Origin of the sequence: Bacillus sp. RB3 (genome assembly GCF_030164735.1) — a bacterium.
GTDB lineage: Bacteria > Bacillota > Bacilli > Bacillales > Bacillaceae_G > Bacillus_A > Bacillus_A cereus.
The window spans coordinates 228,536-248,863 of sequence record NZ_JASNGE010000005.1 but is presented as its reverse complement, the minus strand read 5'-3'; the positions used below and the strand labels follow the sequence as shown (position 1 = coordinate 248,863).

Here is a 20,328-nt window from a genome sequence, read left to right as displayed (position 1 = left end):
GGAATGACAGTTCACTGTTGAACTGTAAGTTCGACAATGCCTAAGCTTTTCACTTAGGAACGTGTCGCACCACCTTGTGGATCAATAATAACTGCTGTATTATACGGCTCTCCACCATCAGGATTTTTCTCCATTATTGAAAAAACACCATATACTTTAGATTCTTTACATGCCTCAGCAAATAAGTCTGTTTCTGGCCCAGGCACTGTGCATAAAAATTCTTCTGTAGTCCATTTTTTTGTATTGAGCCCTTGTGTACTATATTCAGGAAATACTATCAATTCTAAACCAGGGTAACCTGATTTGGTCGAATGAATTGTTTTTATGATTTGTTGAATTTGTTTATCAATGTCTGTACGCGATTCTACTACTGGTACTGGATATTGAATTAGTGCTGTCAAAAAACCACTAATCGGCTTTACCATACTTCCACTACTACCCATTTAAACTCCCCCTTAAAATAGTTCGTGTTTATTAAAGATAACAATATATATTTGTAACTCTCTAAAAAACTTGCACTACATATGGAATTATTACGCATGAAAGCTAGTAGTAAATTTTATCTCCACTTTTAGTACACGCCTACACTAACTTAACATAAAAAGTTAGAAAATTCAATCTTTTTAAGGTAACTAAAAAAGAAAAAGCGCATGGAATCCCATACACTTTTTTACTTAATCTGTAAATACGGCGGCAATTGTTGCAACTGCTCCTTATCCTTTTCACGTTCTCTACGTGCCCATCTAAAGAATACATAACCTATAATTGTACCGTACACTATTTCCTGGACAATTTTCATTATGATACCACCAGTTTGCTGATCTTGTACGACTGGCATCCAGTGCAAAAATTCTGGTCCCGTTATATTTAAATCTGATAAAGTGCCCGCTGGTACACATAGTTCCATCGCTTTCATCCAAGCAGCCGGATCCGTATACGTTGCAAATAACGGGGCTGTCGCAAAAATGATTAACGCACATGCAGGCGTTAATAATATGCCGTTAGCAAACATATAACCAAGTTTCTTTATATCACTTAACGTTTGATATTCTGGTAATGGATTTAACATCGGCCACCACATCATGATTGCTGTAAAAAACAATATAGCGAGACAAATAGGATGAGCTATTTGACTTTGTTTTACTGTATCAAAAACAACTGGTAAATGATAAAAAGAAAACAGGCCGTTAAATACAAACAACGCAATAAGTGGTTTAGCAAATGCCTTTAATATAATTTGAACGAACTTAAAAGAAGTAATGTAACGATATAACCAAATTGGTATACCAAGCAACAGTAACGGTGGAACTGCAATATACATGACTGCCATTTCAAACATATGAGCACTAAATATAATATGGCCAATTAAATCAATAGGCCCTCCCTTTACAAAATACAAAAGAACAATACCAGTCGTAAAATAAAAAATTTGCTTCTTACTTACCTTCGTCGCATTTTCAAATCGCATTCTATATGGTCCAATAATTAAGAAGTACCCAATAAGAATCGAAAGCATAAATAATAAAAAGATTGGACTCCATAAAGCCTGAAAACCAAATATCCACAAGTTACTCATTTTCACACCTGCCTTCGTAAGGTTATCTCATAATATGAAGAGGGAGCTGTGACAACACAAGCTCCCTTATTTTTCACTTTTCAAATCCACACGATTGTCATAAAAGCTAAAATTGTAATTAACCCTATTAGCAGACCAGAGTAAAGAAAGAAACTTGCTGCTTCATGTCCTTTATGACTCATATGCATAAAATAATACAATTGAAAAATTACTTGTACCACTGCTAATAGTAAAATAAACGGTACAGAGAAAATCGGACTAAAAGTTTTTGGATACGCCACTGCTACAAATGCAACTAATGTTAAAAAAATCATTAATGCAAACGTAATAACTTGATGCCTCATTTCCTCCGCACTTTTTCTCTTCCGATAAACAAGATCAACTTTAGGATTATTCGTTTGCTTTATCGCCATTGTTTATCCCACCATTCCCATTAAATATACTACAGTGAAAATAAACACCCAAACTACGTCAATAAAGTGCCAATAAATCGATGCAACATAAAACTTCGGTGCATTGTATAAATTTAGACCTCTCTTCGCATTTCTAAAGATTAATGTTAAAATCCAACATAACCCAAACAATACGTGGAGTCCATGTGTACCAACAAGAGCATAAAACGCAGAGCCAAAGGCACTACTTCTCATAGTATGCTTAAATTCATGTGTATAATGATAAAACTCATATATCTCAAATCCTAAAAACCCTAAACCTAGCAATACTGTTACTAGTAACCAAAGCTGCATTTTCTTAAAGTTAAAGTTTTTCATGTGATACATCGCATATACACTCGTTAAGCTACTCGTTAATAAAAGCATCGTCATAATGAAAACGAGTGGCATTTGGAACATCTCTTGAGATGTTGGTCCACCATTTGTAGAATTCTTTAACGCTAAATATGTTCCGAATAAGGAAGCGAACAACACTGTTTCGCCTCCAAGAAATAACCAAAAACCGACAAACTTATTTTTCCCTTCAAGGGTTGCTTTTTCAGGCTCTGCTGGAAATGTTTCATTCGTTAATTTTTCATCTACATGCATTATGCCTTGCCCCCCTTATCCTCTAAATCTTCTTTATGAATATGATACCCATGATCATCAATTACTGAACGTAGGAACATTGTGCCAAATGTAATGATTAAACCAATAATTGCTACTAATAACCAGAACTTATCTTTTCCGCCCTGCATATACATCGCACCAAATGCCGCTATAAACAATCCGAAAGAAATGACAAATGGTGAAAACGAAGGATTTGGCATATGAATATCACCAACTGGTTCCGCTGCTGTCATTTCTTTATTACCTTCACGTTTTTCAATCCAAAACGGATCTAATCCGCGAACAAATGGTAATTGTTTAAAGTTATATTCTGGTGTCGGTGCTGGCATTGTCCATTCTAATGTACGTGCATCCCACGGATCACGACCAGCTTTTTCTTTTGATACTGTCGTTTTAATTACATTGAATAGAAGAACAATCGTTCCAAGAGCCATAAACACCGCTCCGATGGAACTAATCATATTCCCCATTTCCAACCCTTGCCCTTCAAGATATGTGTAGTAACGGCGTGGCATACCAATCAAGCCAAGGAAATGCTGAATAAAGAAAGTTAAATGGAAGCCGATAAAGAATAGCCAAAACGTTATCTTTCCTAATGTTTCATTTAATACTTTATTAAACATCAGTGGCCAATAATAATGAGCTCCTGCAAGTAAACCAAATACAACACCGCCAACGATTACATAATGAAAATGTGCTACTACGAAATAGTTATCATGAAATTGATAATCAGCTGGTGCAGATGCTAGCATAACCCCTGTAACTCCACCCATTACGAATGATGGAATGAAAGCTACTGCCCACATCATTGGTGTCGTAAAACGAATACTTCCGCCCCACATTGTAAAGAGCCAGTTGAATATTTTGATACCAGTCGGAACCGCAATCGCCATTGTTGCAACTGAGAAAATAGCATTAGCAACTGGACCAAGTCCAACAGTAAACATATGGTGCGCCCATACCATAAATCCTAAAAATCCAATTAATACAGTCGCAAACACCATCGATGAATAACCAAACAATCGTTTTTTCGAAAATGTTGCGAAGATTTCTGAGAATATTCCGAAAGCTGGGAGTATAAGAATGTATACTTCTGGATGACCGAAAATCCAGAATAAATGCTCCCATATAATTGTATTCCCGCCCAATGCCGGATTAAAGAAACTTGTTCCAAATAAACGATCTAACATTAAAAGTCCTAATCCTACAGTTAACGGCGGAAAAGCGAATAATATAAGCGAAGATGTTACAAATGTTGTCCATGTAAACATCGGCATACGCATATACGTCATTCCTGGAGCGCGCATATTAATAATGGTTACAAGGAAGTTAATTCCTCCAATTAGTGTACCAATACCTGAGATTTGCAAGCCTAGTACATAGAAATCAACACCATGACCTTTAGAGGCTAAAGCTAAAGATGCATAAGATGTCCATCCTGCATCAGGTGCTCCACCTAAAAACCAACTTAAATTTAAAAATACTCCACCAAAGAAAAATAACCAAAATCCGAGTGAATTCAAAAACGGGAACGCTACATCACGTGCACCAATTTGAAGTGGTACAGCGGCGTTCATAAATGCAAACACGAGTGGCATAGCTGCGAGGAAAATCATTGTTGTACCGTGCATCGTTAATACTTGATTATAAGCATCCCCAACAAGAAAAGCGTTGTTAGGAATCGCTAATTGAAGGCGAATAAATAGAGCTTCTATTCCGCCTATTACAAAAAACAATCCACCTGCAATTAAATAGAGAATGGCAATCTTTTTATGGTCTACTGTCGTTAAATAATCCCATATGACAGCACCCATCCCCTGTTTTTTTGCTACAGAACTCACGTTTTCAACCTCCCCTTCGCGAATAGTCCCTCTTTACTTTTCAACTTTTAACGTTTGTAAGTATGCATTTAATGCATCAATTTGATCATCCGTTAAGTTGCCATATTTGCCAGTCATTTTGTTTCCTGGCTTCATATTTTCAGGATCTTTCAGCCATTTTTTTAAGTTTTCTTCATTGTTTTCGGCAATACCGGCAACCATATCGCGATCCGCAAAGTTTGCTAAGTTTGGTGCGATACGAGCGGAAGGTGGTCTACTATCATTAGATCCAACTGCGTGACAACCAATACAGCTTTTATTAAATATTTCTTGGCCCTCTTGCGCCTTTGTTGAAGCTACTTCTTTCTTCCCATCAATCTTCTTCATATCAGCAAGCCATTTTTTGTACTCGCTTTCATCTAAAGCTTTCACTTTAAATTGCATTAAAGAATGTGATGGGCCGCAAAATTCTGTACAAAAACCATTATAAGTGCCCGATTTATCTGCCTTTAACCACATTTTGTTCACATTGTCTGTATTTGTATCCATTTTCCCTGCTAAAGATGGAACCCAAAATGAGTGTTTAATATCGGCACCCTTCAAATTTAAATACACTTTCTTACCTGTGGGGATGACCAAATCTTGCGAAGTTACTATCTTTTCTGATTTATAAGAAAATTCCCACCAATAAAGATTCGCTGTTACATCAACAACGATAGTATCTTTATCAATATTCTTTTTCTCCATCGCACTTACATCAGCAAGTTTGAATGTATATGTAACTGTTGGAACAGCTAAGATTAGTAAAAGAATAATCGGAATAACTGTCCATATAATTTCTAGCTTGTGATTCCCTTCAACTTGCTCTGGAATATAATCTTCCTGACCTTTCTTTTGTCGGAAACGCACAATTACATATAAGAAAATAATAGTAACTACTAGTACTACTCCTACCATGATTGCACTCGCCAGTAGAAGTAAATCATATTGCATTTTTGCTACTTCTCCTTGCGGAATTAAAGTAGATTGAAAGGCTTTACCGCATCCCCCTAACAGTAAAGCCAGCAGTGAAACGAACGAAAGCAGTCGCCACTGTTTCTTCATACAAACAACCCCCACTTTCCTTGTGAATTAGATTGTACTTTATAGTTAAGTAAAGTAAATCTCAACGTAAAGAAATCCAATTATGTCGTTGTCTTAGAAGAATGTAACTACAATCATTGATACAAATAAGATTGTTAAATAATTTAGGGAATAAACAAACATTTGCACGGACCATTTGATGTCATCTTTCTTACGGAAGCCATAAAATCCTAAAACGATCCATCCGATGTTAAGCAGTGTTGCAATTACCATAAATGTTATCCCTAGTCCACTCATATAAAATGGTAGTGGTAATAAACATACTGTCCAAATCATAATTTGGCGTTTCGTAATTTCAAATCCATGAACTACAGGAAGCATTGGAATTCCTGCATTTCGATATTCATCAACACGTTTCATTGCTAATGCAAGGAAATGTGGGATTTGCCAAATAAACATAATTAAAAATAACATCCAAGCAATTGGATGGCCTAAAGATGGATCGATTGCTGCCCATCCAATTAAAGGAGGAACTGCACCAGATATACTACCTACAACAGTATTTAGTGTATACTTTCTCTTTGTCCATAAACTATATAGAACAACATATGTGAAAGCACCAATAAATCCCATTAAGACTGCCATTGGTGTTGTTAATAATAAAAATACAAAACCAAGAAGTAATATGACTAGTCCAAATGTAAGTGCAAATCCTGGTTTATACTTTCCAGTAACCGTTGGACGGGTCTTTGTTCTTTCCATTAATGGATCGATGTCTCGATCAATGTAGTTGTTTAAACAACATACCCCTGCCATAATTAATCCTGAACCAACGATTGTAAAGAATAACTTATCCAGATTATCCATTACACTTAATCCATTAAAGTGTAATGCCAACCAAAATCCTGTAAATACAGTAAGTGTATTTGAGTTTACAATCCCCATTTTAACGAGTGCTTTTAAATCTTGTAACCGAGTTGTTTCCGGTACACTTGTAACAGCGGACTCATCATGCAGCTCACTTGTTGCATGGTTCATCACTCTAACCCCCTCTTAAAACTTTCATCTTTCTTTTTGCGCCTATTTCAAATGAAATAATTCGCTTCTATATAGCAATATTATTACAGTAGAAACATTGTTAACCCATTCTACTACTAATCTACGCCCATACTCCAATATATTAAATCATATTTCCCGAACATTTTGTGAAGAAAACATGAACTTTTTGTGTCGAATATAAAAAACTTCATTCTGACTTGTCCTTATCATAACATGATGTTACCTTCTATAATAAACTATTTTGTCCTATTTAACACGTATTCTCCCCATTTCTTTTCAAAATAGCCTATTTTTCACCCAAAATTTTCCTTGCGAACCCTGTTTTTACACCTATTTTCTCTCCCTTTCCTTCCCCCTCCATTTCTTTGCTATTTTATTATTTTTTATATATCATAGGAACTAGCGCGTTTTATTCTATACATAATGGAATGAAAATATTTCGCAATAACTTCATAGCAGAAAGATGGTGAAAGAGATTGCAACGCTTTATTAAATGGTTAGCAGTCATTACAAGCCTTGATTTATTAATAGTTTTATTAGGAGGCGCTTTAGTTACAAAAACAGGTTCTGGTCAAGGTTGTGGTAAATCATGGCCACTTTGTAACGGTGAATTTGTTCCATCTAATTTATCAATGGAAACTATTATTGAACTTAGCCACCGATTAACATCAGGATCAGCTGGAATTCTTGTCACTCTACTTTGTATTTTGTCCTGGAAATATTATAAACATGTGCGTGAAACAAAAACGTTAGCAATTTTATCCTTCGTATTTTTAGTTGCACAAGCATTAATGGGAGCAGCAGCAGTTGTTTGGGGACAAATGCCAGCTGTACTTGCTATCCATTTCGGTATTTCCTTAATTTCATTTGCTTCTGTCATTTTATTAACGTGTCTTATCTTTGAAATTGACCAAAAATTTGATGCACGTTCACTTATTATGGACAAAAAAATGAAATTTCATATTTATGGTGTAACAATTTACAGTTATATCGTCGTCTACACAGGTGCTTTAGTACGTCACGAACGAGCTAGCTTAGCCTGTCCAGACTTTCCTTTATGTAGCAAAAACAGACCTATGCCAACTCAACTACATGAATGGGTTCAAATGGGCCATAGGGTTGCAGCGATGTTAATTTTCGCTTGGATACTATACGCCATGATTCTCGCTATTCGCCATTACAAGCAGCAACCTGTAGTATATTGGGGATGGATCATTTCATTTATCCTTGTTACACTTCAAGCTGTAGTAGGAGTTTTAGTTGTATTTACAAACGCTAGTTTAGCGATGGCATTGTTACATTCTCTATTCATTTCTTGCTTGTTTGCCGTACTATGCTATTTAGTTATGTTAGGAACAAGAAGTAAAGTGAATGCCAAAGAAGCCGAATCAACTTCTAAACAAACAAAATAATTTAAAACTAAAATCCCTTGCCAATTCGGCAAGGGATTTTTTGCAATAAAAAAGAGCTGTATTTACACAGCTCTTTTCTTATTTTAGTGATCTAATTCAATAAGTAAATCACCCGTTTGAATCGCATCACCATCGTTAACATATACTTTCTTTACTTTACCATTGAACGGCGCTTGAACTGTCGTTTCCATTTTCATCGCTTCTGTAATTGCCATAGAATCGCCTTTTTTCACTTCGTCGCCTTCTTTTACAACTACTTTAATTACCGTTCCTGGCATCGTTGCACTAATATGATTTGGATTCTCACGGTTTCCTTTCACACGTTGTGCAACTGTTGCTTTTACACTCTCGTCTTTCACGATAATTTCACGTGGTTGACCGTTAAATTCCAAGTAAAGAACGCGGTTTCCATCCGGCTGAGGTTCTCCAATTGATACTAGTTTAACCATCAATGTTTTACCCTGTTCAATTTCTACATCAATTTCTTCACCTAGTCTCATACCATAGAAGAACGTCGGTGTATCAAGTACAGATACATTTCCATAAAGCTCAGCAACTTTTTCATAATCCATAAATACTTTTGGATATAAAGCATATGCCACTACATCAAAAATCGTTACTTCGCGTCCAAGTTTATGGAATAATTCTTCTTTTAACGCTTCGAAATCTACTGGCTCTAGTAATTCACCTGGTCTTACTGTTAATGGCTCTTTCCCTTTTAAAATAATCTTTTGTAATTCTTTCGGGAAACCACCGTACGGTTGACCTAAATCACCAGAGAACATTTCAACAACAGATCCTGGGAAGTCCATCGCATGTCCACGCTCTAAAACATCTTGTTCTGTCAGATGGTTTTGAACCATAAATAATGCCATATCACCAACAACTTTTGATGATGGTGTTACTTTTACAATATCTCCAAACATGTCATTCACACGGCGGTACATTACTTTCACTTCATCGAAGCGATCTCCTAAACCAACCGCCTTCGCTTGTTGCTGAAGATTACTATACTGCCCACCCGGCATTTCATGCATATATACCTCTGTATGAGGCGCATTCATACCACTTTCAAACGGTGCATAGTATTTGCGTACATCTTCCCAATAGTGAGATAGTTTTTCTAAAGAATCTATATTAACATCTGGTTGTCTTTCGTTTCCGCCTAACGCATAGTATAGCGTGTTCGCACTTGGTTGTGACGTTTGACCAGCCATAGAACTCACTGCTACATCGACGATATCAACACCTGCTTCAATTGCCTTCGTATACGTTAATATACCATTTCCACTCGTATCGTGCGTGTGCAGATGAATTGGAATCGACACTGTCTCTTTTAATGCAGAAACTAAATCATATGCTGCATTTGGTTTTAGTAAGCCCGCCATATCTTTAATACCTAAAATGTGAGCTCCTGATGCTTCTAACTCTTTTGCTAAATTTTTATAATAATTTAAATCATATTTACTACGCAGTGGATCATGAATATCCCCTGTGTAGCACATTGTTGCTTCTGCAATTTTACCAGTGTCTCGTACAGCGTCAATTGCAACTCTCATGCCTTCCACCCAGTTTAAACTATCAAAAATACGGAATACATCAATGCCTGCTTGAGCAGAACATTCCACAAATTTTTGAATTAAATTATCTGGATAGTTTTTGTATCCAACTGCGTTTGAAGAACGAAGTAACATTTGGAATAACACGTTCGGCATTTTTTCACGAAGATCTAGTAATCGTTCCCATGGATCTTCTTTTAAGAAACGATACGCAACATCAAACGTTGCACCGCCCCACATTTCCGCTGAGAATAGGTTCGGTAACATTCTCGCTGTTGGCTCCGCAATTTGATGTAAATCTTTTGTACGAATACGAGTTGCAAGTAATGACTGGTGTGCATCACGGAATGTTGTATCCGTTAAAAGTACACGTTTTTGATCCTGTACCCATTTTACTAATCCGTCCGCTCCACGCTCGTCCAAAATTTGTTTCGTTCCATTTTGGATTGGCTCTGAATGTTTTAAACATGGAATACGAGCATCTGGGAATATTGGTTTTTCTTTTTTCCCTACTCCTGGGAAACCATTTACTGTTACTGTACCAATGTAATTTAACATTTTCGTTCCACGGTCTTTACGTTTCGGGAACAAGAACAATTCAGGTGACGCATCGATAAATGAAGTATCATATTCTCCTGATAAGAAGTTTTTATGCTTTACTACATTCTCTAGGAATGGAATATTTGTTTTAATACCACGAATACGGAATTCTTTTAAGTTACGTTCCATTTTTGCAGCAGCTTGCTCAAAAGTAAGTGCCCAAGTTGTAACTTTTACAAGTAAAGAATCGTAGTACGGTGTAATAACTGCACCTTGGAAGCTATTCCCTGTATCAAGACGCACACCAAAACCACCACCTGATCGATACGCCATAATTTTTCCTGTATCCGGCATAAAATTATTTAGCGGATCTTCAGTTGTTACACGAGATTGAATTGCAAATCCATGTACAACTACTTCCTCTTGCTTCGGAACACCTACCATTTTGCTATGTAATGAATGTCCATCCGCTATTAAAATTTGTGATTGAACAATATCTACTCCCGTAATCATTTCTGTAATCGTATGTTCTACTTGAACACGTGGATTTACTTCAATAAAGTAAAACTCATCATCTTTTACAAGGAATTCTACTGTTCCTGCATTTAAATAGTTTACATTTTTCGTTAACTTCACAGCAGCATCACAAATACGCTGACGCAGATCATCTGAAAGTGATACACTCGGTGCAATTTCTACAACTTTTTGATGACGACGTTGTACAGAACAGTCACGCTCGTATAAATGAACAACATTGCCTTCTTCATCTGCTAAAATTTGTACTTCTATATGTTTAGGTTTTTCAACGAATTTTTCGACGTAAACTTCATCATTACCAAAAGCTGCTTTCGCTTCTGATTTCGCTCGATTATATGATTCTCCTAATTCCTCACTAGTACGCACAATACGCATACCACGACCGCCACCCCCAAGGGATGCTTTAATAATAATCGGGTAATCATACTTTTCAGCAAATTTTTCGACTTCTTCTAATGAATTTACTGGACCATCACTACCAGGTATAACTGGAATTTGTGCTAGCTGCGCTTGTGTTCTTGCTTTCACTTTATCTCCAAACATATCTAAATGCTTACTTTTCGGACCGATAAAGATAATTCCTTCTTCTTCACAACGTTTAGCGAATTGAATATTTTCTGACAAGAAACCATATCCAGGGTGGATTGCATCTACATGATTACTTTTTGCAATCTCAATAATGCCTTCAATATCTAGATAAGCATCAATTGGTTTTTTTCCTTCCCCAACTAAATAGGACTCATCGGCTTTATAGCGATGATAAGAACCACTATCCTCTTTAGAATAGATTGCAACTGTTTTTAATCCAAGTTCCGAACAAGCTCGAAACACACGAATTGCAATCTCTCCACGGTTAGCTACCAATACTTTTTGAATACGTTGCAGCTTTGTCATGATTTTCCCCCTCTACTTTCCTACCACTCTAGAGATAAAATATATACACACCTTAAAAAGCGTGAAGTTCTTCACTTTCCACATTATATTATACTTAGAAAGCTTCACTTTATTTTTATCCATCATACCTTATTTTCTAACAAATGATAAGTTTTCTGTGCAATTTGTTTCACAAAAATAGTATAGCATACCTCTTCCTTTTCTAACAACTTAATTGTATATCACATTTAAGTTAATGTGATATATCTTTTTAACTGAAAGAGAAATTAGTACATCATATTTAAAACTACTTAAAAATAAAAAACACATCATGCTCTAAAGCACAATGTGTTTTTATTTTACAACTACAAGATGTGGTCCATTTTGTTCTCTTTCTTTCATTAGACCATTCTGTTGTTTCTCTTGTCGTTTCACGTGACTAGCAATATTGAGTAGTATTCCCATTGCAAGTAGATTAGCTAATAAAGAACTTCCGCCGTAACTAACAAACGGTAATGGTACTCCTGTAAGTGGTATTACTCCAGACATACCACCGACATTGATAAACGTTTGAACTCCAAACAAGCTTGCAATTCCGATAGCTATTAAACTTCCAAATGGATCTGTACACTTTTGCGCAACTCTAAATGACCGAATAATAATAAGTAATAAACAGATTAAAATGATAGCTACACCTATAAAACCAAGTTCTTCAGATATAATTGCCATTATAAAATCCGTTTGCGGTTCTGGTAAATAACCATATTTTTGTACACTATTCCCTAATCCTCTACCATTAAGCCCTCCAGAAGCGATTCCAATAAATGAATTCACTAATTGAAACCCATCCTTTTGAGGATCATTAAACGGATCAAGGAAAACAGAAAAACGTGCCTTTTGATATGGATTTAATGCATAATTACCAAGAAGATATAGTGCCGGAATCCATACTATAGAAGTTAAAGCAATTCGTTTAATCCATAAGTTAACCTGTACTCCCGAACAAAGAAACATAATTCCTACTGTTCCTGCAATTAACAAATCAGTACCTAAATCATTTTGCTTTAATATTAAAAACATGATTATTCCAACACCAATAAGTACTGGACCTGACCCTTTGAAAACAGGTGTATTCGTTTCTTGTCTTTTCGCAAAAAAATGAGCTAAGACGAGAATAACTGTTATCTTAACAAATTCTGCAGGCTGTATTCCAAATATCCACCCGTTTGCACCGTTTACTGACTTAGTGAAAAAGGCAGCTGCAGCTAATAAGGCAACACTAGCACCGTAACTCCCCAACAAAAAAATTCGTTTTCTCCAAACTTTATATGGGATAGTAGCAATAATTATTAATACCATTGTCCCAACAACTAAAGTAATTAATTGTCTTTTAAAAAAGAAATTTGCTGGTTTATCAAATCTCGAAATCGCAACAATGGAACTCGAACTATATACCATTATTACCCCCAGCACACATAAAATAACAAGAGGAAGTAACAATGAATAATCCATTGATTTCCATACTTTTTTCATTTCATTTCCTCTTTCTGTTTCAATTTAATTATTGTTGTATTCCATATGTACATTGATTCTTCCTGCTTTATTATACAAATAAAAAGCTCAAACTAATTTAGTTTGAGCCCCCTTATTTGAACCCGTTATTGTTGTTTGTTTGTAAATGCTTCATGAAGTGCAGATAACTCACGTTCGAGCTCACCTAACATTGCTTTCCCTTGTTCTTCTGCAATAAGACCAAGGCGAACCGCAAAATCGACCTCGCGGGATAGTCCAAACATTTGTGTGTCTAACACTTCTTCATATAATGGACATTGCGGCATTGTAAGATGGTCCATTTGCACCTTAATAAGTCTTAAAATCTTCTCTGCATCCGCTTGTAGAAGGGCTAGTGCCTTTTCCTGATGATTTGCTACTGTCTCAGACGCCAAATTGATTCCCTCCGTTTCCGTCCTACTCTCCTCTATCCTATCTATTAATATTAGCGATAGTTTTAATAAATTGCAATAGAAACATTTTTTGTGACAACAGTGTCTAATACTATTATACTGAAAAGTGGGAGTATAACACAAATGGGGGAACAACAATGAGCGAAATTTTATTTATTAACGGAAAAGTACGTTTTCCAATCACTATTGATCCAACTGTTTGGATCTTTGATGATCGAAAAGTAGATTTGACAACTTACTTTGATGAAACTAGAGAAAACACGTCTGAACTAGAAACTTATTTAAAAAACACTTCAGAACATTGGGATCGCGAAATCCGTGATGGTGCCGCTTTTCCTCCAATACAACAAAGTGTGAAGAAATATAAAAAAGAACAGCTGATTACTGGAACATTTGGTATACCATTTCATCCATTCCTTGCTAACGCTGAAATTTTAGAGGACGCTACGCAAGTTAAAATTGAAACGGTAGATCATACAATGACACTTCCATTAGAAACTGTCAAAAATGCTATACTAGGCTTTTCAAAAGAAGGAAAACCATTAAAAGAAGACGGGCCTGTTCATCTCTATTTCAATGATGGATCTAATCAACAAAATCCAATCCGTAACATCCGTAAATTTACAATTATTTAAAGAAAAGGAGTGAGCTTAAGCTCACTCCTTTTTACAATAAATCTGCTGCTAGTTGAGCTAAATTAGATCGCTCCCCTTTAACAAACTTCACATGACCACTAATGCGCTGTTCTTTAAACTTCTCTACAACATATGTTAAGCCATTATTATATTCATCTAAATATGGGTGATCAATTTGCTGAGGATCTCCCATCAATACAATCTTACTCTTTTCCCCTACCCTAGTTAATATCGTTTTCACTTCATGCTTTGTTAAATTTTGTGCTTCGTCAATGATAATGAACTGATCTGGAATACTTCTCCCGCGTATATAAGTAAGGGCTTCTACTTCAATCGAACCCATTCCAGCTAAAATAGCATCTAACTCTCCTGGCTTTTTCGTATTAAATAAATACTCTAGGTTATCAAAAATTGGCTGCATCCATGGTCTTAACTTTTCTTCTTTTTCTCCTGGTAAATAACCGATATCTTTTCCGACTGGAACAATTGGTCTTGCCACAAGTAATTTTTTATATAACCCTAAGTCTTCTGTTTGCATAAGTCCCGAAGCTAACGCAAGTAACGTTTTTCCTGTGCCGGCTTTCCCCGTTAACGTTACAAGCGGAATATCTTCACGAAGCAACAATTCTAATCCCATAATTTGCTGCACATTTCGTGGTCGTATCCCCCACACTTGTTCATTGTGAAAAATAAGTTTCTTTACCTTCTTACCTAAGTGATCCACAATGCCAAGAGCAGAACTAGAGCCCCCTAATGCATCTTTCATCACTACAAACTGATTTGGGTAAAAAGGATGATTCGCAATTTCAGATAGAGGCAATTCACCTTTCTCATAAAAATAATCCAATTGTTCTTTTGATATATATCCTTCTAAAAAGCCAGAATATATATTTTCTACTTCAATTACGCGATCACTTAAATAATCTTCAGCCTTCAAACCAATTGCATCAGCTTTTACCCTTACGAGTACATCTTTACTTACCAAAATAACAGACTTCCCGTCCTCTTTTTCCTGTTCTTCTAAAGATAGATTTTTTGCTACAGCTAAAATTCGATTATCATTTGTTTTTTCTACAAAAATATCTTGTAGTTGAACAAATGAACGATGGTTCAATTCAATACGAAATGTTCCGCCGTTTTCTAGCGGGATACTTTCATGCAGCTTTCCTATTTCACGAAATTTATCTATTAACTTAGATACATAACGAGCGTTTCGTCCTACTTCATCCATATAACGTTTTTTCGAATCAACCTCTTCTAATACAACTGCTGGAATCACTACTTCATTGGTTTCAAATGAAAAAATAGATAAAGGATCCTGCAAAAGTACATTCGTATCTAACACATAAATTTTATCCAACCTGTTACCCCCTGACTCCACTTTTAAATTTGTAGAACAAGGGTTTCATCCATACAATATGGACGAACCATTGTTATAATTATATGTACCGTGTAAACGAGGTAGAATCGAAAATCATAGTCATTAAACCTTTTATTTATTCTTTATTCATTTCTATTCAATATATTACTTTTTATTATAATTATTAACGTTAAATCACAATAACCGATTACAAAAGTGAATAAACGAATTTCCTATTTAGCATCTTTATAATTCTCTTATCCCTACTAACACTTCATTATCCAGCTTTTTCGCTGCCCGAAGATCATATGTTTTTTCATATGTTGGTTCAATTGCAAGTTTCGCTCCATAAAACATAACATCACGCACTTCTTGCACATTTACTTCTATTACAGTTAATTTTAGAGAAATACCTTCCATTCTATCTGTCAAAATTTCACCTGCACCACTTATAGAAAATACGGATTCATTCGCCATTATAGTCAATACCACACCTGTATTATGCCGTATATTTTCCACAATACGTGAACGTTGATCTACTGCAAATCGAATACTAGTTTTACTCACTGCATACACCCAAGAAATAGCACTTACGTTAGGAACTTGCTTTTCGAAATCTGTCGTTGCTATCATAACAATACACTCTTTACGCAACGTTTGTACTAAATCCTCTGTTAAGGTAGGCTCTACTACATTCGCCATATTTTCACCTCCAAACATACTTGGTATATCCTTATCATAACTTATTTTTTGAATTGCGAAAATATTATTTTTTCCCACTATTATTCAAAAACATTATACTTCCATGATATACTTATACTGATAGAATTCGTATTGAGGTGACGAAATGAGAGTCAAATGTATGATTTGTGATAAAAAAGATATGTTAGATGATGAAAATCCTATGGCAAAAAAACTGCGTAATCGCCCTATTCATACATATATGTGCATGGAATGTTCGGAACGAATTGCAGAGCGTACAATGGAACGTCATGCAAGTGGTAATTTCCGATTATATCGTGATAAAAAAATCGAAGATGATTGGTAAAATGTAAATAAGTCCTTACTCATATAGATAAGGACTTATTTATATTTTTCTGGTTCACGATTCATCTGATCCAAAAAACAATCAATGGCTTCTAACGGAAACCTTGCAGATTTCCGTTCTCCATTCATTTCATATGTAATTAAATACATTTCCTCGTTCTTTTCGACTTCCACATTTCTTAATTTATGTTCTTCATATATCATATTTTGAAATAACAAATATGTTTCTTTTGCAGCACTATCATCTGGGCGTGCTTCCGCAACTGTTTTAATTGTTAACCAATTATATAGTGCATCTTGTACTGAACGCATGAAAACTCCCCTTCCTTATCCTGCTTTTTGTTGTTTCGCTTGACGCAAACGCAATCTATAAATTCCAAGTACAATTGCCGCTACAACAAGTCCTTCTCCAACAGGTAAAAACACAGCAAAAAAGGTTAATACTGTGCATCCAATTGCTAATGATATGTATATCAAAATATTTTTTAGTACAGACAACTTTCTAGCAAACCCTAAATTATAAACGAGAGCACTTAATATAATAATCGTCCCATAAAGTAACCACATTCCTAACTCTGGATTTTCATCTACCTTACACAATTTTGCAAAAAAAGACATCCTTTCTAACACACTCTTCCCCCCTAGCAGTAAAATGCAATTTTCTTTATACACTTAATACAAGAGTAACTCGCAAAAAAAATACTGTCCACAAAAATGAGTAAATATTCTAAAAAATAAACAAAATAAAAAAACAACGCCCTTTATAAAGGGCGTTGTTTTTTTATTTTTACGCTTCGACAGATTTCTTTTTCTTAGCAGCTCTTTCGCGCTCACTCTTATCAAGAATCTTTTTACGTAGACGAATTGATTCTGGAGTTACTTCACAGAACTCGTCATCGTTTAAGTACTCTAATGATTCTTCTAAAGTCATTAGGCGTGGTTTCTTCATTGTTGAAGTTTGATCTTTCGTCGCAGAACGAATGTTAGTTTGTTGTTTCATTTTCACAACGTTAACTGTTAAGTCATTCTCACGAGTGTGTTCTCCTACAATCATACCAGCATATACTTCTGTACCTGGTTCAACGAAGATTACACCACGGTCTTCAACTTGCATAATACCGTATTGTGATGCTTTTCCTGTTTCAAGTGAAACTAGAACACCTTGACGACGTCCACCAACTTGTCCAGCGTGTACTGGTTGGTAGCAATCGAATGTATGGTTTAAAATACCGTAACCACGAGTTAATGTTAAGAATTCTGTTGTGTAACCAATTAAACCACGTGCTGGAACCATGAAAGTAAGGCGAACTTGACCGTTTCCGTTATTCACCATATCTAACATTTCACCTTTACGTGCACCCATAGATTCCATAATAGAACCAGTGTATTCTTCAGGTACATCGATTTGTACACGCTCTACAGGCTCACATCTTACGCCATCAACTTCTTTAATGATTACTTCTGGCTTAGATACTTGTAATTCATAACCTTCACGACGCATGTTTTCAATTAAGATAGATAAATGTAGTTCCCCACGTCCAGATACGATCCACGCATCAGGAGAATCTGTATTATCTACACGTAAACTTACATCTGTTTCTAATTGTGAACGAAGACGCTCTTCAATTTTACGAGATGTAATGTATTTACCTTCACGACCTGCAAATGGGCTGTTATTTACAAGGAACGTCATTTGTAGTGTTGGCTCATCAATACGTAATAATGGTAACGCATCTTGATGTTCAACTGGACATACTGTTTCACCTACGTTAATGTCTTCCATACCAGAAACGGCTACTAAGTCCCCTGCTTTTGCTTCTTCAATTTCTTGACGTTTTAATCCCATGTAACCGAATAATTTCGTTACGCGGAATTGCTTCACACTTCCGTCTACTTTCATTAAAGCAACTTGTTGTCCAACCTTCATTGTACCGCGGAATACGCGACCAACTCCAATACGTCCAACGTAGTCGTTGTAATCAAGAAGTGCTACTTGGAATTGAAGTGGCTCTTCGCTGTTATCAATTGGTGCTGGAATATGTTCGATAATTGTATCGAATAATGATTTCATATTCTCTTCTTGATTTGCTGGGTTTGAATCTAAGCTTGCTGTTCCGTTCATTGCTGATGCAAATACAACTGGGAACTCTAATTGATCTTCGTTTGCACCAAGCTCAATGAATAAGTCGATTACTTCATCAACTACTTCATCTGGACGAGCGAAGTCACGGTCAATTTTGTTTACAACTACGATTGGAGTTAAGTTTTGCTCAAGAGCTTTCTTTAAAACAAATCGTGTTTGTGGCATACAACCTTCATATGCATCAACAACAAGTAAAACACCATCAACCATTTTCATGATACGTTCTACTTCTCCACCGAAGTCAGCGTGACCAGGTGTATCTAAAATGTTAATTCTTTTATCTTCATAGTGAATCGCTGTATTTTTCGCTAAAATTGTAATACCGCGTTCTCTTTCTAGATCATTTGAATCCATTGCGCGTTCTTCAACGTGTTCGTTCGCACGGAAAGTCCCCGCTTGACGTAATAACTGGTCAACAAGTGTTGTTTTACCATGGTCAACGTGGGCAATAATTGCTATATTACGTAAATCTTGTCGTTTTTTCAACATGTCCAACTCCTAATGTCTTTTTAATCCTTCTCTATTATAAGAGCGAAGGGGATACAATAGCAATTAAAATAAAAGCAAGAATGAAAATATAGTTGTATTCTTACTTTTGTGAAAGTAAAATGAGATTGGAGGGTGAAGAAATGGAACACATTCAATATCGCTTTTTATTAACTGCAATTATCGGTGTTATTTTCTTAATCGGTATCGGCATTATGATTGCTGAAAATAGTCCAATCGGTATTATTATTTGCATTATCGGCACATTTGTTACAGTTGGATACGGTTTTGTAACAAAAAGAAAAATGCGCAAATCACAATAACGCTAAAAAGTAAGAAGCTTATACACAGCCTCTTACTTTTTTTGTTGCTCTCATATAAACGATAACACTTCTTCATACACTCCTGGTTTTGCAACTAACACACTGCTCTTCTCTATGATAGAAAGTGGCGCTCCAGAGAATGTCGTCACCTTACCTCCAACTTCTTCTACAATTATCTTTCCTCCGCCAAAATCCCATGGTGATAATCTCGGCGTTACATATGCATCTATTCTTCCTGTTGCAACGTATACCATCTCTAACGCTGCACAGCCATATGATCTTGTGCCTCTTGCTTTCTTAACAAGTGCCATCATACTTTCCATATTAAGCAATGGATTATCTGTAAGCCATATCGCATTTAAAGCTACAATACCTTGCTCTACAGTTCCTTTTTTCAGTGTAGGAATTGATATATCATTACAAAAAGCTCCATATCCCTTGACTGCATGATATAGTTCATCATGCACTGGATCATATATAAGTCCAATCTTTCCGATACCGTTCTCATAAATCCCAATTGAAATCGCAAAATTTCTTTTTTGATGAACAAAGTTCATCGTGCCGTCAATTGGATCAATTAACCAAACAACCCCGTCAGAAGACGTTATCTCGTCTCCATAACCCTCTTCTCCTAAAATATTATGATTCGGGAATGTTTCTTTAATTTTCCCAATTAAAAACTGTTCTATCTCTCGGTCCATATTTGTAACTAAGTCAGCTGCATTTGATTTTGTTTCTATAATAAGTGCTTTTTTCATTGATGCCATTAAATGCTCTCCTGCATCCCGAATCCACCGTTTGGCGTGTGCATCAATGTCTTTCCATACTTCTTGCATGTTTAAACACTCCG

The 20,328-nt window shown here is 35.9% G+C and carries 19 protein-coding genes and 1 pseudogene; 4 read left to right on the top strand and 16 right to left on the bottom strand.

Features of this window, described 5'->3' with window-relative positions; translation table 11 throughout:
• Positions 1-71: 71 nt before the first annotated feature.
• The 7 genes and pseudogenes from QO049_RS10350 to ctaB form a co-directional block, all read right to left on the bottom strand.
• A pseudogene (locus tag QO049_RS10350) lies at positions 72-443 on the bottom strand (nitrilase-related carbon-nitrogen hydrolase); the annotation flags it as partial.
• A gap of 227 nt (positions 444-670) precedes the next feature.
• Entirely contained in the window at positions 671-1,576 is a 906-nt protein-coding gene (ctaG, locus tag QO049_RS10345) for a cytochrome c oxidase assembly factor CtaG (RefSeq protein ID WP_000069022.1), read from the bottom strand.
• A gap of 80 nt (positions 1,577-1,656) precedes the next feature.
• Positions 1,657-1,989: a cytochrome c oxidase subunit IVB gene (gene ctaF, locus QO049_RS10340; RefSeq protein ID WP_000985706.1), complete on the bottom strand. Its 333-nt coding sequence runs from the start codon at positions 1,987-1,989 to the stop codon at positions 1,657-1,659.
• A gap of 3 nt (positions 1,990-1,992) precedes the next feature.
• Positions 1,993-2,616, bottom strand: a complete 624-nt coding sequence (gene ctaE, locus QO049_RS10335; RefSeq protein ID WP_000557861.1) for a cytochrome c oxidase subunit III — start codon at positions 2,614-2,616, stop codon at positions 1,993-1,995.
• On the bottom strand, positions 2,616-4,451 hold the full coding sequence (ctaD, locus tag QO049_RS10330) for a cytochrome c oxidase subunit I (protein ID WP_153578907.1): 1,836 nt from the start codon (positions 4,449-4,451) through the stop codon (positions 2,616-2,618). Before ctaD ends, ctaE begins: the two co-directional genes overlap by 1 nt.
• 60 nt (positions 4,452-4,511) lie before the next feature.
• Positions 4,512-5,561, bottom strand: a complete 1,050-nt coding sequence (gene coxB, locus QO049_RS10325; protein WP_000745268.1) for a cytochrome c oxidase subunit II — start codon at positions 5,559-5,561, stop codon at positions 4,512-4,514.
• 93 nt (positions 5,562-5,654) lie between these two features.
• Complete coding sequence (ctaB, locus tag QO049_RS10320) at positions 5,655-6,578, bottom strand: protoheme IX farnesyltransferase (RefSeq protein ID WP_001015056.1); 924 nt, start codon at positions 6,576-6,578, stop codon at positions 5,655-5,657.
• Between the two features lie 497 nt (positions 6,579-7,075).
• On the opposite strand from ctaB, the gene ctaA reads away from it, so the two are divergent.
• A complete protein-coding gene (gene ctaA, locus QO049_RS10315; protein WP_001188744.1) occupies positions 7,076-8,011 on the top strand; it encodes a heme A synthase in 936 nt (311 codons plus the stop codon).
• Between the two features lie 83 nt (positions 8,012-8,094).
• Here the strand turns inward: ctaA and pyc are convergent, their stop codons facing one another.
• The 3 genes from pyc to QO049_RS10300 form a co-directional block, all read right to left on the bottom strand.
• Positions 8,095-11,541, bottom strand: coding sequence for a pyruvate carboxylase (gene pyc / locus QO049_RS10310; RefSeq protein ID WP_000164087.1), 3,447 nt, complete (start codon positions 11,539-11,541; stop codon positions 8,095-8,097).
• A gap of 333 nt (positions 11,542-11,874) precedes the next feature.
• Positions 11,875-13,053, bottom strand: coding sequence for an FtsW/RodA/SpoVE family cell cycle protein (locus tag QO049_RS10305; RefSeq protein WP_000758406.1), 1,179 nt, complete (start codon positions 13,051-13,053; stop codon positions 11,875-11,877).
• Between the two features lie 125 nt (positions 13,054-13,178).
• Positions 13,179-13,466 carry an Fpa/YlaN family protein gene (locus tag QO049_RS10300; protein ID WP_000135694.1) on the bottom strand — a complete coding sequence of 96 codons (288 nt, stop codon included), beginning with the start codon at positions 13,464-13,466 and terminating at the stop codon, positions 13,179-13,181.
• Between the two features lie 155 nt (positions 13,467-13,621).
• Between QO049_RS10300 and QO049_RS10295 the strand changes: the two genes are divergently transcribed.
• Positions 13,622-14,119 (top strand): molybdopterin-binding protein, encoded by a 498-nt coding sequence (locus QO049_RS10295; protein ID WP_001289811.1) that lies wholly within the window; start codon positions 13,622-13,624, stop codon positions 14,117-14,119.
• A 31-nt stretch (positions 14,120-14,150) separates the two neighbouring features.
• On the opposite strand, the gene QO049_RS10290 is transcribed toward QO049_RS10295, so the two are convergent.
• Both QO049_RS10290 and QO049_RS10285 read right to left on the bottom strand, forming a co-directional pair.
• Positions 14,151-15,479 carry a PhoH family protein gene (locus tag QO049_RS10290; protein ID WP_000358083.1) on the bottom strand — a complete coding sequence of 443 codons (1,329 nt, stop codon included), beginning with the start codon at positions 15,477-15,479 and terminating at the stop codon, positions 14,151-14,153.
• Positions 15,480-15,725: 246 nt separating this feature from the next.
• A complete protein-coding gene (locus QO049_RS10285; protein WP_000024597.1) occupies positions 15,726-16,181 on the bottom strand; it encodes a pyridoxamine 5'-phosphate oxidase family protein in 456 nt (151 codons plus the stop codon).
• Positions 16,182-16,326: 145 nt separating this feature from the next.
• Here QO049_RS10285 and QO049_RS10280 point away from each other — a divergent pair, with 145 nt between their 5' ends.
• Positions 16,327-16,527 (top strand): YlaI family protein, encoded by a 201-nt coding sequence (locus QO049_RS10280; RefSeq protein ID WP_002082250.1) that lies wholly within the window; start codon positions 16,327-16,329, stop codon positions 16,525-16,527.
• 35 nt (positions 16,528-16,562) lie between these two features.
• On the opposite strand, the gene QO049_RS10275 is transcribed toward QO049_RS10280, so the two are convergent.
• From QO049_RS10275 to typA, 3 genes are all read right to left on the bottom strand, one after another.
• Positions 16,563-16,838 (bottom strand): hypothetical protein, encoded by a 276-nt coding sequence (locus QO049_RS10275; RefSeq protein ID WP_001258147.1) that lies wholly within the window; start codon positions 16,836-16,838, stop codon positions 16,563-16,565.
• Between the two features lie 15 nt (positions 16,839-16,853).
• Entirely contained in the window at positions 16,854-17,156 is a 303-nt protein-coding gene (locus tag QO049_RS10270) for a YlaH-like family protein (protein ID WP_246961059.1), read from the bottom strand.
• Between the two features lie 157 nt (positions 17,157-17,313).
• Entirely contained in the window at positions 17,314-19,158 is a 1,845-nt protein-coding gene (gene typA / locus QO049_RS10265) for a translational GTPase TypA (protein WP_000914762.1), read from the bottom strand.
• A gap of 140 nt (positions 19,159-19,298) precedes the next feature.
• On the opposite strand from typA, the gene QO049_RS10260 reads away from it, so the two are divergent.
• Positions 19,299-19,478, top strand: coding sequence for a DUF5325 family protein (locus QO049_RS10260; protein ID WP_000400127.1), 180 nt, complete (start codon positions 19,299-19,301; stop codon positions 19,476-19,478).
• A 50-nt stretch (positions 19,479-19,528) separates the two neighbouring features.
• Here QO049_RS10260 and QO049_RS10255 read toward each other — a convergent pair whose 3' ends face one another.
• Complete coding sequence (locus QO049_RS10255; protein WP_001158705.1) at positions 19,529-20,314, bottom strand: inositol monophosphatase family protein; 786 nt, start codon at positions 20,312-20,314, stop codon at positions 19,529-19,531.
• Positions 20,315-20,328 lie beyond the last annotated feature (14 nt).